General features: G+C 74.5%; 13 protein-coding genes and 1 pseudogene. 10 read left to right on the plus strand and 4 right to left on the minus strand.

Annotated features, from left to right (window positions below):
* The first annotated feature begins 83 nt into the window (after window positions 1–83).
* A complete protein-coding gene (locus ABZ621_RS06745; protein ID WP_360601603.1) occupies window positions 84–1,520 on the plus strand; it encodes a DUF2079 domain-containing protein in 1,437 nt (478 codons plus the stop codon).
* A 61-nt stretch (window positions 1,521–1,581) separates the two neighbouring features.
* On the opposite strand, the gene ABZ621_RS06750 is transcribed toward ABZ621_RS06745, so the two are convergent.
* Window positions 1,582–2,217 (minus strand): hypothetical protein, encoded by a 636-nt coding sequence (locus tag ABZ621_RS06750; protein ID WP_360601390.1) that lies wholly within the window; start codon window positions 2,215–2,217, stop codon window positions 1,582–1,584.
* A gap of 273 nt (window positions 2,218–2,490) precedes the next feature.
* Here ABZ621_RS06750 and ABZ621_RS06755 point away from each other — a divergent pair, with 273 nt between their 5' ends.
* The 4 genes and pseudogenes from ABZ621_RS06755 to ABZ621_RS06770 all read left to right on the plus strand — a co-directional run bounded on the left by ABZ621_RS06755 (window position 2,491) and on the right by ABZ621_RS06770 (window position 6,129).
* Window positions 2,491–3,351 (plus strand): bifunctional methylenetetrahydrofolate dehydrogenase/methenyltetrahydrofolate cyclohydrolase, encoded by an 861-nt coding sequence (locus ABZ621_RS06755; protein WP_360601392.1) that lies wholly within the window; start codon window positions 2,491–2,493, stop codon window positions 3,349–3,351.
* A gap of 94 nt (window positions 3,352–3,445) precedes the next feature.
* A pseudogene (locus ABZ621_RS06760) lies at window positions 3,446–3,838 on the plus strand (DUF3017 domain-containing protein); the annotation flags it as partial.
* A 221-nt stretch (window positions 3,839–4,059) separates the two neighbouring features.
* Window positions 4,060–4,968: a DUF2690 domain-containing protein gene (locus tag ABZ621_RS06765; RefSeq protein ID WP_360601394.1), complete on the plus strand. Its 909-nt coding sequence runs from the start codon at window positions 4,060–4,062 to the stop codon at window positions 4,966–4,968.
* 171 nt (window positions 4,969–5,139) lie between these two features.
* A complete protein-coding gene (locus ABZ621_RS06770) occupies window positions 5,140–6,129 on the plus strand; it encodes a malate dehydrogenase (RefSeq protein ID WP_360601396.1) in 990 nt (329 codons plus the stop codon).
* A gap of 96 nt (window positions 6,130–6,225) precedes the next feature.
* Here the strand turns inward: ABZ621_RS06770 and ABZ621_RS06775 are convergent, their stop codons facing one another.
* On the minus strand, window positions 6,226–6,732 hold the full coding sequence (locus ABZ621_RS06775; RefSeq protein WP_360601398.1) for a carboxymuconolactone decarboxylase family protein: 507 nt from the start codon (window positions 6,730–6,732) through the stop codon (window positions 6,226–6,228).
* Window positions 6,733–6,779: 47 nt separating this feature from the next.
* Here ABZ621_RS06775 and ABZ621_RS06780 point away from each other — a divergent pair, with 47 nt between their 5' ends.
* The 3 genes from ABZ621_RS06780 (at window position 6,780) to ABZ621_RS06790 (ending at window position 10,230) form a co-directional block, all read left to right on the plus strand.
* The gene (locus ABZ621_RS06780; protein WP_360601400.1) at window positions 6,780–8,300 is read left to right on the plus strand and encodes a PLP-dependent aminotransferase family protein; all 1,521 of its coding nucleotides are present in this window, start codon (window positions 6,780–6,782) and stop codon (window positions 8,298–8,300) included.
* 117 nt (window positions 8,301–8,417) lie between these two features.
* Entirely contained in the window at window positions 8,418–9,395 is a 978-nt protein-coding gene (gene sigJ, locus ABZ621_RS06785) for an RNA polymerase sigma factor SigJ (RefSeq protein WP_360601402.1), read from the plus strand.
* Between the two features lie 85 nt (window positions 9,396–9,480).
* Window positions 9,481–10,230, plus strand: coding sequence for an NAD(P)H-binding protein (locus ABZ621_RS06790; RefSeq protein WP_360601404.1), 750 nt, complete (start codon window positions 9,481–9,483; stop codon window positions 10,228–10,230).
* A gap of 26 nt (window positions 10,231–10,256) precedes the next feature.
* On the opposite strand, the gene ABZ621_RS06795 is transcribed toward ABZ621_RS06790, so the two are convergent.
* Window positions 10,257–11,111 (minus strand): hypothetical protein, encoded by an 855-nt coding sequence (locus tag ABZ621_RS06795; RefSeq protein ID WP_360601406.1) that lies wholly within the window; start codon window positions 11,109–11,111, stop codon window positions 10,257–10,259.
* Window positions 11,112–11,260: 149 nt separating this feature from the next.
* Between ABZ621_RS06795 and ABZ621_RS06800 the strand changes: the two genes are divergently transcribed.
* Together ABZ621_RS06800 and ABZ621_RS06805 are read left to right on the plus strand one after the other, a co-directional pair.
* Window positions 11,261–11,563 (plus strand): hypothetical protein, encoded by a 303-nt coding sequence (locus ABZ621_RS06800; protein ID WP_360601408.1) that lies wholly within the window; start codon window positions 11,261–11,263, stop codon window positions 11,561–11,563.
* A gap of 33 nt (window positions 11,564–11,596) precedes the next feature.
* Entirely contained in the window at window positions 11,597–12,778 is a 1,182-nt protein-coding gene (locus ABZ621_RS06805) for a glutathionylspermidine synthase family protein (protein ID WP_360601410.1), read from the plus strand.
* 3 nt (window positions 12,779–12,781) lie between these two features.
* Here ABZ621_RS06805 and ABZ621_RS06810 read toward each other — a convergent pair whose 3' ends face one another.
* Window positions 12,782–13,477 (minus strand): polysaccharide deacetylase family protein, encoded by a 696-nt coding sequence (locus ABZ621_RS06810; protein ID WP_360601412.1) that lies wholly within the window; start codon window positions 13,475–13,477, stop codon window positions 12,782–12,784.
* Window positions 13,478–13,536 lie beyond the last annotated feature (59 nt).

Here is a 13,536-nt window from a genome sequence, read left to right on the forward strand (position 1 = left end):
CCTTCCTCGTCAGGGGGTCCCGGAGCCCGTCTCTGGTCTAATGGTCAGGCCCCGGGCCGACCGGCAGTAGTGGAGACGTGGTGTTGGACGTACTGAGCAAGCCCGCTGCGGACCCCGCCGACGAGCGGCCCGCCGACGGCCAGGACCCGGCACCCGTCCCGTACCTCCCGTACGCGCTCGTCGCCGTCCTCCTCACCACCGCGTACTTCCTCTACTCCTGGGTGCAGTACGACCACTTCCGCACCCCCTCCTGGGACCTCGGCATCTTCGGGCAGGCCGTCCGCTCCTACGCCGAGTTCAGGGTCCCCGTCGCCGACATCAAGGGGCCCGGCTTCCCCATACTCGGCGACCACTTCAGCCCCGTGACGGCGCTCCTCGCCCCGCTCTACTGGCTCTGGCCCTCGCCGGTCTCGCTGCTCTTCGCGCAGGCCGCGCTCTTCGCCGGCTCCGCCGTGATCGTCGGCCGCACCGCCCAGCAGATCCTCGGCAGCCGCGCCACCGGCATCGCCCTCACCGTCGCCTACGGCCTCTCCTGGGGCCTCCAGGAGGCGGTGAAGTCCGACTTCCACGAGATCGCCTTCGCCGTCCCGCTGCTCGCCCTCACCTGCCGGGCGCTGCTCCTCGGCCGCTGGACCGCCGCAGTCGCCTGGTCGGCGCCGCTCGTCCTCGTCAAGGAGGACATGGGGCTGACCGTCGCCATGGTCGGCGTCGTCCTCGCCCTCAAGGGGCAGCGGAAGCTCGGCGCGGCCCTCGCCGCCTTCGGCACCGCCTTCTTCGCGCTGACCGTGCTCGTCCTCATCCCGACCGCCAGCAAGCTCGGCCAGTACGACTACTGGGCCAAGATCGAGAAGACCGGCGGCGGCGCGGAGACCTCCCTCGTCCAGATCGTCACGGACGCGCTGACCTCCGGCGAGCGCTGGGAGATGGTCCTCTACCTCCTCGCGATCACCGGTTTCCTCGCGCTGCGCTCCCCGCTGGTGCTGATCGCCCTGCCCACCCTCGGCTGGCGGTTCGTCTCCCAGGACGCCAACCACTGGGGCATGCACTGGCACTACAGCGCCGTCCTGATGCCGGTCGTCTTCCTGGCCCTGGTCGACGCGGTCCGCGCGGTGCGCACCTCGTCGCGCCCCTGGCTCGCCGCGTACGGCAAGGTCGCCGTCGCCGCCGCCACGGCCGTCGCGCTCGCCCTCGCCGCGAACCTGCCGCTGCGGGAGCTGCTGAAGCCGGAGACGTACGCCGCCGACGTCCGCGCCGAGCAGGCCCGCGCGGCCGTCGCGGCGGTCCCCGAGGGCGCCTCCGTGGAGGCGGACGTCCCGCTCCTCGCGCACCTCACGGCCGGCCACACCGTCTACTGGGTGGGCACCGCGAAGGGCGCCACCCCCGACTACCTCGCGCTCGACCTGCGCGGCTGGTCCGGCCAGACCTCGGACCCGGCCGTGACGGCTTCGCAGTTGCACCCGGAGGCGGCGTACGAGATCGTCCACCGCTCGGACGGCTTCGCGGTGCTGAAGAAGAAGTAGCGGGTACGCCGAAGGGCCCGGCTCCTGTCGAGGAGCCGGGCCCTTCGGCGTACCGCGCGGATCAGTAGCGCGGGCGGGAGAACCAGGCGGAGCCGCTGGAGACGGCGGGGGCGATCGTGATGATCACCGCGAACACCACCCAGATCAGCGGGAAGATCATCGCCGAGGCGAGGCCGGTGTCGAGGGCGGCGAAGAGGTACAGGGCGCCGACGACGGTGCCGAGCGCGCCGTACACGATGGTCGTGATCCGGATGCCCTGACCGCCGTTGCCGAACTTCACGCCGAGGGTGATCGACAGCGCGGCGAGGCCGAGGAAGATCAGCCCGACGATGATCAGGACGCCGGCGGCGGCGGAGGCGAGCGACTCGAACGGGTTGTCCTCGCCGTAGGTGGACGACAGGTCCGAGGCGTCGCTCGCGACGGCCCCGATGTACAGCCAGATCAGGCCGCCGATGATCTGCACCGCCGAGATCAGGTACAGGAAGACGCGCGCCGTCGTCAGCAGGCCCGGCATGGTCTGCGGCACCATGCCCGGGCCGCCCGGGTACGCGCCGTACGGGGAGGCGGGCGGGGCGGGCGGGTAGCCGCCGTAGTTGCCCTGCTGCGGGACGCCCTGGGGGGCCTGCGGGTAGCCGTAGCCCGGCTGCTGGCCCTGCGGCGGCTGGCCGTAGGGGTTGTTCGGTTCGCCGAAGCTCATCGGGGCATTCCTCCGTGAATGTTCTCGTGCGGGGACGACGCGGCCCGCGCGGAGGAACTTTCACGGCCTGTGAGCGGACTCCCCCCGGCACTTTCCGCGGCACTGCGCTGGTCATCGTCTCCGTAGCTCCGACGTGTTGTCCAGTCGATACGCACCGGAGTTGTGCAAGTGCAACTCTTCGTTCCGGCCCGCCGGGCTCCCCCGGGAACCCCTGGCGGGAGCCGGGCGGGACCGAATTGGAACTCGGCGGGGGTCATCCGGGAGGATGTCCCCATGAGCGCCCAGATTCTCGATGGCAAGGCCACCGCGGCCGCGATCAAGTCCGAACTCGCCGTCCGCGTGGCGGCCCTCAAGGAGAAGGGCGTGACGCCCGGTCTCGGTACCGTCCTGGTCGGCGACGACCCGGCCAGCCAGAAGTACGTGGCCGGCAAGCACCGCGACTGCGCGCAGGTCGGCATCGCCTCCATCCAGCGCGAACTCCCCGCGTCCGCCACGCAGGAGGAGATCGAGGCGGTCGTCCGGGAGCTCAACGAGGACCCGGCGTGCACCGGTTACATCGTCCAGCTGCCGCTGCCGAAGGGCATCGACGAGAACCGCGTCCTGGAGCTGATGGACCCGGCGAAGGACGCCGACGGCCTGCACCCGACCAACCTCGGCCGGCTGGTGCTCAACGAGCCCGCCCCGCTGCCCTGCACGCCGAACGGCATCGTCACCCTGCTCCGCGCCCACGGCGTGGAGATCAACGGCGCCGAGGTCGTCGTCGTCGGCCGCGGCGTGACCATCGGCCGCCCGATGCCGCTCATCCTGACCCGCCGCTCCGAGAACGCCACCGTGACCCAGTGCCACACCGGCACCCGCGACCTCTCGGCGCACCTGCGGAACGCCGACATCATCGTGGCCGCCGCCGGCGTGCCGCACCTGATCAAGCCGGAGGACGTGAAGCCCGGCGCGGCCGTCCTCGACGTCGGCGTCTCGCGCAACGCCGAGGGCAAGATCCTCGGAGACGTCCACCCGGACGTCTCCGAGGTGGCCGGCTGGATCTCCCCGAACCCCGGCGGCGTGGGCCCGATGACCCGCGCGCAGCTGCTCGTGAACGTCGTCGAGGCCGCGGAGCGCGCGGCCGCGGCGCTCTGAGATGACCTCGGGGAGCCCGGCCGCCCCCGGGAGCCCTGACGGTCCGCGGGAGCTGCCGCGCGGCCGGGTGTCGAAGGTCCGCAGGGTGCGGGGCTCGCGCCGGCCGCCGACGGTCACCACCGACACGGCCCGCCCCGAGGGCGGCGGCCGGGCGGCGGCCGGCGACGCCCCGGCGCCGGCCCGTCAGTGGCCGCTGCTCCTCGTCCTGGGGACGGCGGCGCTCGGACTGCTCGTGGTGGGGACGGACCCCTTCTGGCAGTCCTTCCGGGTCGGGACGATGCTGGTGGGCGTCGCGCTGCTGCTCGGCGCGGTGCTCCGCCGCCTGCTGCCCTCGGTGGGCATGCTCGCGGTCCGCTCGCGCTTCACCGACATGATCACGTACGGGGTGATGGGCTCGCTCATCGTGCTGCTCGCGCTCATGGTGCAGCCGAGGCCCTGGCTCCGGATCCCGTTCCTGGAGGACGTCCTCCATCTGACGGTGACCTGACCGTTCTCCACGCTCGTACGACGACGGCGCCCGCCCTCTCCCCCGTGGGAGGGCGGGCGCCGTCCTGTGATCAAGGGTCATGTACGCGCCAAGGAAGGGCAAGTTCACGCCGTCCGCTGTGGCACGGAGGTGACCATTCCGGTACATCCGCGCCCACCGGTCGGGTCCCGTTCACCGTCCGGAACTGCCATCCTTCGAGGAACATCGACGAGGGGGTGCGCATGCCGGCGTGGAAGGCGCTGTCCGGCGAACTCGATCCGGACGTACGGACGTTCGCGGAACGGCTCCGGCTGGTCATCGACCGCAGCGGACTCGGCGTCGCCGCCGTCGCCGAGCGCACCGGCCACGAGCCGTCCGACTGGGAGGCGTACGCGAACGCCGCCAGGCCCGTACCGAGGAGCGCCGTCGTCGCGCTCTCCGACGTGACCGGCGCCGACCTCGGCCCCCTGACCGCCCACTGGGAGCACGCCGACCGCGCCTGGAAACGGCTGCCGGGGGCGCGGGGCCCGGCCCCGGAGGCCGCCCCGGCCGGTGGGCCCGCCCCGGCCGATCCCGCCGACCGGACCATGCGCATCAGGGCCGTACCTCCGGCGCCGGAAGCAGGGCGTCCCGCCGCCCGCGCGCCCCGGCGGGGCTCGCCGCTGCTCTACGCCGCCGGGATCGTCGGCGCCGCGCTCGTCGTCACCGCCGCCGTGCTCCTCGTCGACCTCGGCGGGACCGGGAAGCCGCCCGCGGCCGCCCCGCCCCCGCCCGCCGCCACCACCGCTCCGGCGCCCGGCCCCAGCCTCCCCGAGGGCGTCCGCTGCACCGGCGCGGACTGCGGCGGGCTCGACCCCGAGGACATGGGGTGCGGCGGGCCGCTCGCCACCACGGTCGCCCGCACCCGCCTCGGCGCCGCCCTCGTCGAGGTCCGGCACAGCGAGGTCTGCGCCGCGGCCTGGGCGCGGATCAGCGGGGCCGCCGCCGGGGACGAGGTCAGCGTGCAGTCGGGCACCGCCGTCCGGGTCGCCAACGTCGCCGCGGACGGGGACGGCGGCGCGTACACCGCGATGATCCCGGTCCCCTCCGGGAGCGCCGCACGCGCCTGCGCGGCCCTCTCCGGCGGCGAGGACGGCTGCACGGGAGGGTGAAACGGGGCGGGAGGTGAGCCGCACCACAAGGGGGTGGGGGTGCAGCGGGGCCAAGGTCCGATAGCCTGACCGCCGGATATCTCTTCACATCGAGACATCGATCGATCAAGTGAGCGATATCCAGCCTCAGGGGCAGGGAACCCCACCGCCAGCTGTCTTACGGAGATCGCCATGACCCGCACTCCCGTGAATGTCACCGTGACCGGCGCGGCCGGCCAGATCGGCTACGCGCTGCTCTTCCGCATCGCCTCCGGCCACCTGCTCGGCGCGGACGTGCCGGTCAAGCTGCGCCTCCTCGAGATCCCGCAGGGCGTGAAGGCCGCCGAGGGCACCGCCATGGAGCTCGACGACTGCGCGTTCCCGCTGCTCAAGGGCATCGACATCTTCGACGACCCGAACAAGGGCTTCGAGGGCGCGAACATCGGCCTGCTCGTCGGCGCCCGCCCGCGCGGCCCGGGCATGGAGCGCGGCGACCTGCTCGCCGCCAACGGCGGCATCTTCAAGCCGCAGGGCGAGGCCATCGCCGCCCACGCCGCGGACGACGTCAAGATCCTGGTCGTCGGCAACCCGGCCAACACCAACGCCCTGATCGCCCAGTCGGCCGCCAAGGGCGTCCCGGCCGAGCGCTTCACCGCGATGACCCGCCTGGACCACAACCGCGCGCTGACGCAGCTGGCCCAGAAGACCGGCTCCTCCGTCACGGACATCAAGCGCCTCACCATCTGGGGCAACCACTCCGCGACCCAGTACCCGGACATCTTCCAGGCGCAGATCGCCGGCAAGAACGCCGCCGAGGTCGTCAACGACGAGGCGTGGCTGGCCGACACCTTCATCCCGACCGTCGCCAAGCGCGGCGCCGCGATCATCGACGCCCGTGGCGCCTCCTCCGCCGCCTCGGCCGCCAACGCCGCCATCGACCACGTGTACACGTGGGTCAACGGCACCGCCGAGGGCGACTGGACCTCCATGGGCGTCCCGTCCGACGGCTCCTACGGCGTCCCGGAGGGCCTGATCTCCTCCTTCCCCGTCACCTGCAAGGACGGCGCGTACGAGATCGTCCAGGGCCTGGAGATCAACGACTTCTCCCGCGCCCGCATCGACGCCTCCGTCAAGGAGCTGTCGGAGGAGCGCGACGCGGTCCGCGAGCTCGGCCTCATCTGAGCCCTCGCGCCTGACGCGTGACGTGACGCGTGACCTGACGCGTGACGGAGCCCCCGGTCGGACGACCGGGGGCTCCGCCCTTTCCCGCGTCCGGGTTCAGTGCCCGCGCGGGGTGTAGTGGCCGGGGACCATGCGGGTCGTGACGGCGATGCGGTTCCAGGAGTTGATGACGACGATCGCGCCGATCACCTTGGCGAGCTCCTCCTCGTCGAAGTGCGCGGCGGCCGCGGCGTACACCTCGTCGGGGACGAAGCCGTCGGTGAGGACGGTGACCGCCTCGGTGAGGGCGATCGCGGCCAGCTCGCGCTCGGTGTAGAAGTGCTTCGACTCCTCCCAGGCGGAGAGCTGGACGACCCGCTCGACCGACTCGCCCTCGGCGAGCGCGTCCTTGGTGTGCATGTCGAGGCAGAAGGCGCAGTGGTTGAGCTGCGAGGCGCGGATCTTGATCAGGTGGTAGAGCGCCGGGTCCACGCCCTTCGCGGCCTCCTGCTCCAGGCGGATCATCGCCCGGTAGAAGTCGGGGACCCGCTCGGCGAACGGCATGCGCGGGGTGTGCTCGTGGGCGAGGGCCCGGGCGGGGGAGTGCACGGTGGTGGTGGTCATGAGAGCCACCGTACGCAGCGGATGGCATGCGGGTATGGTCCAATCCCATGCGGGACGACTGGGCCACTTTCGGCGCCGACCTCCACCTGGACCTGCGCGGCACCCGGCTCAGGGCCGGCCTCATGGACGCCTTGCGCGAGGCCGTGCGGAGCGGACGCCTCGCCCCGGGCACCCGGCTGCCGTCCTCGCGCCAGCTCGCGGCGGACCTCGGGGTGGCCCGGAACACCGTCGCCGACGCGTACGCCGAACTGGTGGCCGAGGGGTGGCTCACGGCGCGCCAGGGTTCCGGCACCCGGGTGGCCCGCCGGGCGGACCCCCGGCCACCGGCGGGGACGGCGCCCGGTGCGCGGGAGGCCGAGCCGCCCCCGGCCCCGCCCGCGCCCCCCGCGGGCCCCGCGGGCCCGACGCCCGGCGGCACCGCGTGGCGGGTCTCGCGGCGGCGGACGAGCCCGCCCGCGTACGACCTCCGGAGCGGCACCCCGGACCTCGCCTCCTTCCCGCGCGCCGCGTGGCTCAAGGCGTACCGGCGGGCGCTCACCGCCGCGCCCAACGAGGCCTTCGGGTACGGGGATCCGCACGGCCGGGAGGAGCTGCGGACGGTCCTCGCCGAGTACCTGGCCCGCGCCAGGGGCGTCCACGCGCGGCCCGAACGGATCGTGGTCTGCGCCGGGTTCGCGCACGGCCTGATGCTGATCGCCCGCGCCCTGCGCGGGCGCGGGGCCCGGACCGTCGGCGTGGAGTCGTACGGCCTCGGCCCGCACGCCGCGCTGCTGCGGGACGCCGGGCTCGCCACCCCGCCGCTGCCCTTCGACGAACGCGGCACCCGCGTCGAGGAGTCGGCGTCCTTCGCCCCGGACGCGGTGCTGCTGACCGCCGCCCACCAGTTCCCGCTCGGCGGGGCGCTGCCGCCGGACCGGCGGACGGCCGTCGTCGACTGGGCGCGGGCGACCGGCGGTTACGTCCTGGAGGACGACTACGACGGGGAGTTCCGGTACGACCGGCAGCCCGTCGGCGCGCTCCAGGGCCTCGACCCGGAGCGGGTCGTCTACCTCGGCACCGCGAGCAAGTCCCTCGCGCCCGGACTGCGGCTCGCCTGGATGGTGCTGCCGGAGGGCCTGGTGGACGACGTCGTCGCCGCCAAGGGGGCGGTGGTGGACTGGATGTGCGGCACCCCCGACCAGCTCGCCTTCGCGGACTTCCTCGCCACCGGCGCGCACGACCGGCACGTCCGCGCCATGCGGCTGCGCTACCGGCACCGCCGCGACCAGCTCGTCGCCGCGCTCGCCGAGCGCGCCCCCGGCATCCGGGTCGGCGGCATCGCGGCCGGCCTCCACGCGGTCCTCCCCCTCCCGCCCGGCACCGAGGCCGCCGCACTCCGCTCCGCCGCCTGGCACGGCCTGGCGGTCCAGGGCCTGGGCCACTTCCGCCACCCGGAGGCCCGGCAGACCCTGGAGGGCCTGGTGGTCGGCTACGCCACCCCGCCCGACAGCGCCTGGCAAGGCGCCCTCCAGGCCCTGTGCGGGGTCCTGGAGGGCCTGGACGTGGGGCGGGACCCGGAGGACTGGTGAGGCGACGGGGGAGGGGCGGCCTCGGTGCCGGGCGGGCGGCGGGAGGAGGTCGCCGCGTGCCGGGAGCGGCCGGGTGCCGGGGAGGCCGGGGCCGTGGTCTGGCAGGGTGGGGGCGTGATGTCGTACTCCACTCCGGACGAGCGGCCGCACGGCGACGCGGAGGCCGCCGCGCGGGAGTTCACCACCTACCGGCCGCGGCTCTTCGGGCTCGCCTACCGCATGCTCGGGTCCGCCGAGGAGGCCGAGGACACCGTCCAGGACGCCTATCTGCGGTGGGACGGCGCCGACCGGGCCGTCATCGTCCAGCCGGGCGCCTGGCTCACCAGGGTCGTCACCAACCTCTGCCTCACCCGGCTCACCTCCGCCCGCGCCACCCGCGAGCGGTACACCGGGACCTGGCTGCCGGAACCGGTGCTCACCGACGTCCGGGGCCCGCTCGGCCCGCCCGGCGCGGGGCCGCTGGAGGCCGCCGAGCGGGGCGACGACGTCTCCATGGCGCTCCTGCTGCTCCTGGAGCGGCTCACCCCGGCCGAGCGGGCCGTGTACGTGCTCCGCGAGGCCTTCGGCTATCCGCACCGGGAGATCGCCGGCCTGCTCGACCTCGGCGAGGCCAACTGCCGCCAGCTGTACGTCCGGGCCGCCCGGCGGGTCGCCGCGCCCGGCGACGACGGGGCCGCCGTCCGCGCCGAGCCGCCCGCGCCCGAGCGGCACCGGGAGTTCGTCGCGTCCTTCGTCGCGGCCTCCCGCGAGGGCGACCTCGCGGGCCTGGAGAAGGTCCTCGCGGCGGACGTCGTCTGGTGGGGCGACGGCGGCGGCAAGGTCAGGTCCGCCCTCCGTCCCGTCCGCGGCCGCGATCGCGTCCTCCGCTTCCTCGCCGGCGTCGCCGACCGGCGCGAGCCGGGCTCCGTGCTCACCGTCGCCGAGGTCAACGGCGCGCCCGGGCTCGTGCTGCACGTCGGCGCCCGGCTCATCGGCGTCGCCGAGGTGGAGACGGGCGCCGACGGCCGCATCACCGACGTGCGGATGGTGATGAACCCGGACAAGCTCGTCTTCGCGGGCCGGCAGTTCGCCGCGCGTGCGGAGGCCGGCGGCTGAGGCCGTCACAGACGCGGGGTCCCGTCGGTCCTTGTACGCGAGGGCGCTCCGCGGGGGGGCGTCCGCGTCGAGAGGGAGACCGGACATGACGAAGACGATCCTGGTGACGGGAGCCACCGGCACCCTCGGCAGGCCGCTGTGCGCCCGGCTCGCCGCCGCCGGGCACGAGGTGCGCGAACTGAGCCGCCGCTCGCCGCACCACCCCGTGGACCTGCGGAACGGCACCGGTCTCGACGAGGCCCTCGCGGGCGTCGACACCGTCGTCCACTGCGCCTCCTCGCCGCGCGGCGGCGACGAGGACGCCGCCCGGACGCTGATCGCGGCGGCCCGCCGCGCCGGGGTCCGGCACCTCGTCTACATCTCGATCGTCGGCGTCGACCGGGTGCCGCTCGGCTACTACCGCGCCAAGCACGCGGTGGAGCGGCTGGTCGAGGAGTCCGGGATCGGCTGGACCGTGCTGCGGGCCACCCAGTTCCACGACCTGGTGGCGCAGGTCCTGGCGGCCGCCGAGAAGGTCCCGCTGGTGCTGCCGCTGCCGGCCGGCGTGTCGGACCAGCCGGTGGAGGTGACCGAGGTGGCCGAGCGGCTGGCGGAGCTCGCGGCCGGCGACCCCGCCGGCCGGGTCCCCGACATGGGCGGTCCGGAGGTGCGTACCTTCGCCGACCTGGCCCGCGCCCACCTCGCCGCCGGCGGCCGCAGTCGCCGCCTGCTGCCCGTCCCCCTCGCCGGCCGTGCGTACCGGGCCTTCCGCGCGGGCGGCCACCTGGCCCCGGGACACGCCACCGGCCGGGTCACCTTCGAGCAGTACCTGAAGGCGCGGGACGCGGGGGCCTGACGGCCGGGCCAATGGAGACCTGACGGTCAGTCCGCGGCCCGCTCCCGGCCGGGGCCGGTCCCGGGTACGGCCTCGGGCACCGGCGGTTCGCCGAAGCGGGCGAGGGCCAGGGAGGCGGCGACGGCCAGGGCGAAGCCGGTGAGCGCGAGCCCGCCGAGGCCCTCGCGGGTCTCGTCGCCCAGCCAGAGGAGCCCGGCGGCCGCCGGGCCCAGCGTCTCGCCCAGGACCATGCCGGCCGTCGCCGTCGTCACCGCGCCCCGCTGGAACGCCGAGGTGAGGAGCAGGAACGCCGCGCCGCCGCCGAGCAGCAGCGCCCACAGCGCCGGATCCGTGAGGTCGACGCCGTCCAGGAGCCGTACCGCCACCTCCACCACCCCGAAGCCGAGCCCGGAGCCGAGGCCGAGGACCAGCGCCCGGGGCCGGTCGGGGAGGTGACCGGCCGCCGCGCCGAGCAGCAGCACCCCGGCGGCGATGCCGAGCAGGACCCACGGCAGCGCCTCGGGCCCCTCCCGGTGGCCCTCCCGGCCGGCGGCGAGCGCCAGCAGGGCGAGTCCGGCGCAGACCGTGGCCACCGCGCCCCACTCGGCCCGGCCGAGGCGCACCGCGAGCATCCGGGAGGCCAGCGCGGCGGTGACGGCGAGGCTCGCGGCGAGCGCGGCGCCGACCGCGTACAGGGGGAGCGTCCGCAGCGCCACGACCTCCAGGACGAAGCCGAGTCCGTCGAGCGCGAGCCCGACCGCGTACCGCCACTGCCGCACCGCCCGCCAGAGCAGCCCGACGTCCACCCCGCTGCCCGTCCCGGGCGCGGCCGCGCGGGCGGCGGCGGCCTGGAACACGGTCGCCGCACCGAAACAGAGCGCCGATCCGAGCGCGCAAACCATACCCAAGAGCACATAGCGACTCTAGGTGTCGGGGGCGGAAAGAGGCGGCCTACACTGTGCGGTCGCGAGGCGCGCGGTCATACGTATGGTCGCGCGGGCGCGCAGCGCGCACAGGGGTGCGCGGTCACGCGAAGGGGAGGGCGAGGGACATGCGGAGGCTCAGGTCGAGCACGGTGGTGCTCGGCGGTATGGGCGTGCTCGCGGCGACGATCACCGCCTGCGGCGCCGAACCCGACCGCAGGTGCGCGGACCCGGTCACACTGGAGGAGCTGCCGAGCTACCGGTGCGAGACCGGCGGCGACGACGACGACGATGACGGCACGACCGTCCGTCCCGCCTACTACTACGGCGGCTACGTCCGCGAGGCGCGCGTGGCCGGCGGCAGCTTCGACCGGAAGGCCGTCGAGACCGGCGGCTTCGGCTGCTCGTCCTCCGGGTCGAGCGGCGGCTGAGACGCAGGACCGACGGACGGACGGACCGGCACCATGGAACGGCACACCATCGAACCCCGCCCGGGCTGGCAGGAGATCGTCGAGGAGCAGGGGCTCGTCTATCCGCTGACCCGCTACCCGGACGGTTCGCTGCGTCCGTACTGGGACGAGAGCGCGTACTACTCCTTCACGCTGCCCGAGGTCGAGGCGCTGGAGGAGGTCGTCGAGGAGCTGCACGCCATGTGCCTCGCGGCGGCCGCGCACATCGTCGAGCGGAACCGTTTCGCCGACCTCGGGATCACCGACCCGAAGGTCGCCGGCCGGGTCGCCGAGTCCTGGCGCCGCCGCTCCGAACTCCCCTCCCTCTACGCCCGCTTCGACCTCGTCTACGACGGCACGGGCCCGGCGAAGATGCTGGAGTACAACGCGGACACCCCGACCTCCCTGGTGGAGGCGGCGAGCCCGCAGTGGTTCTGGATGGAGGAGCGCTTCCCCGGTGCCGACCAGTGGAACTCGCTCCACGAGCGGCTCGTCGACGCCTGGAAGCGGCAGGCGCCGCTGCTGCCGGCCGGCCCCGTCCACTTCGCCCACTCCGAGACCGACGAGCTCGGCGAGGACCTGATGACGGTCGCGTACCTCCGCGAGACCGCCGAACAGGCCGGGCTCGCCACCGAGGCGCTCTCCGTGGAGCGGATCGGCTGGGACCGGCTCTCCCGCCGCTTCGTCGACGAGAAACTGCGCTTCATCCGCAGCTGCTTCAAGCTCTACCCGTGGGAGTGGCTGGTCACCGACCCCTTCGGCAAGCACGTCCTGTCCACCCTGGACAACGGCGGCTCCACCGGCACCACCTGCTGGATCGAGCCCGCCTGGAAGATGCTGCTCTCCAACAAGGCGCTCCTCGCGATCCTCTGGGAGCTCTACCCCGGTCACCCCAACCTGCTGCCCGCCTACCTCGACGGGCCGCGCGAGCTGGCGACGACCACCGGCTGGGCGGCCAAGCCGCTGCTCGGCCGGGAGGGCGCCGGCGTCACCCTGCACGAGCCCGGCAGCGAGGTCGCCGTCCGCGACGAGCCCTGCTGCTACCAGGGGCTCGCCCCGCTCCCCGACTTCGACGGCAACCGCACGCTGCTCGGCGCGTGGGTCGTCGAGGACGAGGCCGCGGGGCTCGGCATCCGGGAGTCGGCGGGCGCGATCACCGACGAGTACGCCCGCTTCCTCCCGCACGTCATCCTCTGACGCTCACTCCGGTACGTAGTCCCGCAGCGGCGCGGGCTTGAGCCCCGCCGCGTCGGCCAGGGCCAGGGCCCGCTCCAGGTCCTGCTCCAGCGTCTCGTTGAAGTGCAGCAGGATGATGTCGCCGGCCTTGAGCTCCGGGGCCGGCGGCGTCCACCCGCCCCAGGTCGTCAGGTCGTACGTCCACGTCACCACGGCCTTCGCGCCGCAGGCGCGGGCGGTGGTCCGCGTGGTCGCGTCGTACGCCCCGTACGGCGGGCGCAGCAGCCGAGGGCCGTCGCCGAACTCCGTGAGGTGCGCGTCCCGCGCCCCGCAGACCTCGGCCCGCTGGCCGGCCGCGTCGAGCGTCGTGAGGTCCGGGTGGCCGACCGTGTGGTTCTCGATCCGCACCCGGCCGTGGTCGAGCAGCCGGTGGAAGTACCCCGAGTCGTACGAGTACGCCCCCGGCAGCAGGAACAGCGAGGCCGGCACGCGGCGGTCGAGCAGCAGCTCGGCGGCGGCGGGGTCGTGGAACCAGCCGTCGTCGATGGTGATGAAGACGACCGGGTCCGTCGTCTCGACCCGGGAGACCACGGGTGCGGGCTCGGGCCAGGCCCCCTGCGGGGCGGCGTTCGCGGTCCCGCCGACGGCCCCCAGGAGGGCGAGCGGGAGGAGGGCGGCGAGCGCGCCACGCACGGCGTGACGCAGACGGAGTCTCGGCATGGCCGCATCATTGGCCTAGACCAACTGTGGTGTCAATGGCCCGAGTTGCCCCGGGGCGG

Origin of the sequence: Streptomyces sp. NPDC007863 (genome assembly GCF_040633895.1) — a bacterium.
Lineage (GTDB): Bacteria > Actinomycetota > Actinomycetes > Streptomycetales > Streptomycetaceae > Streptomyces.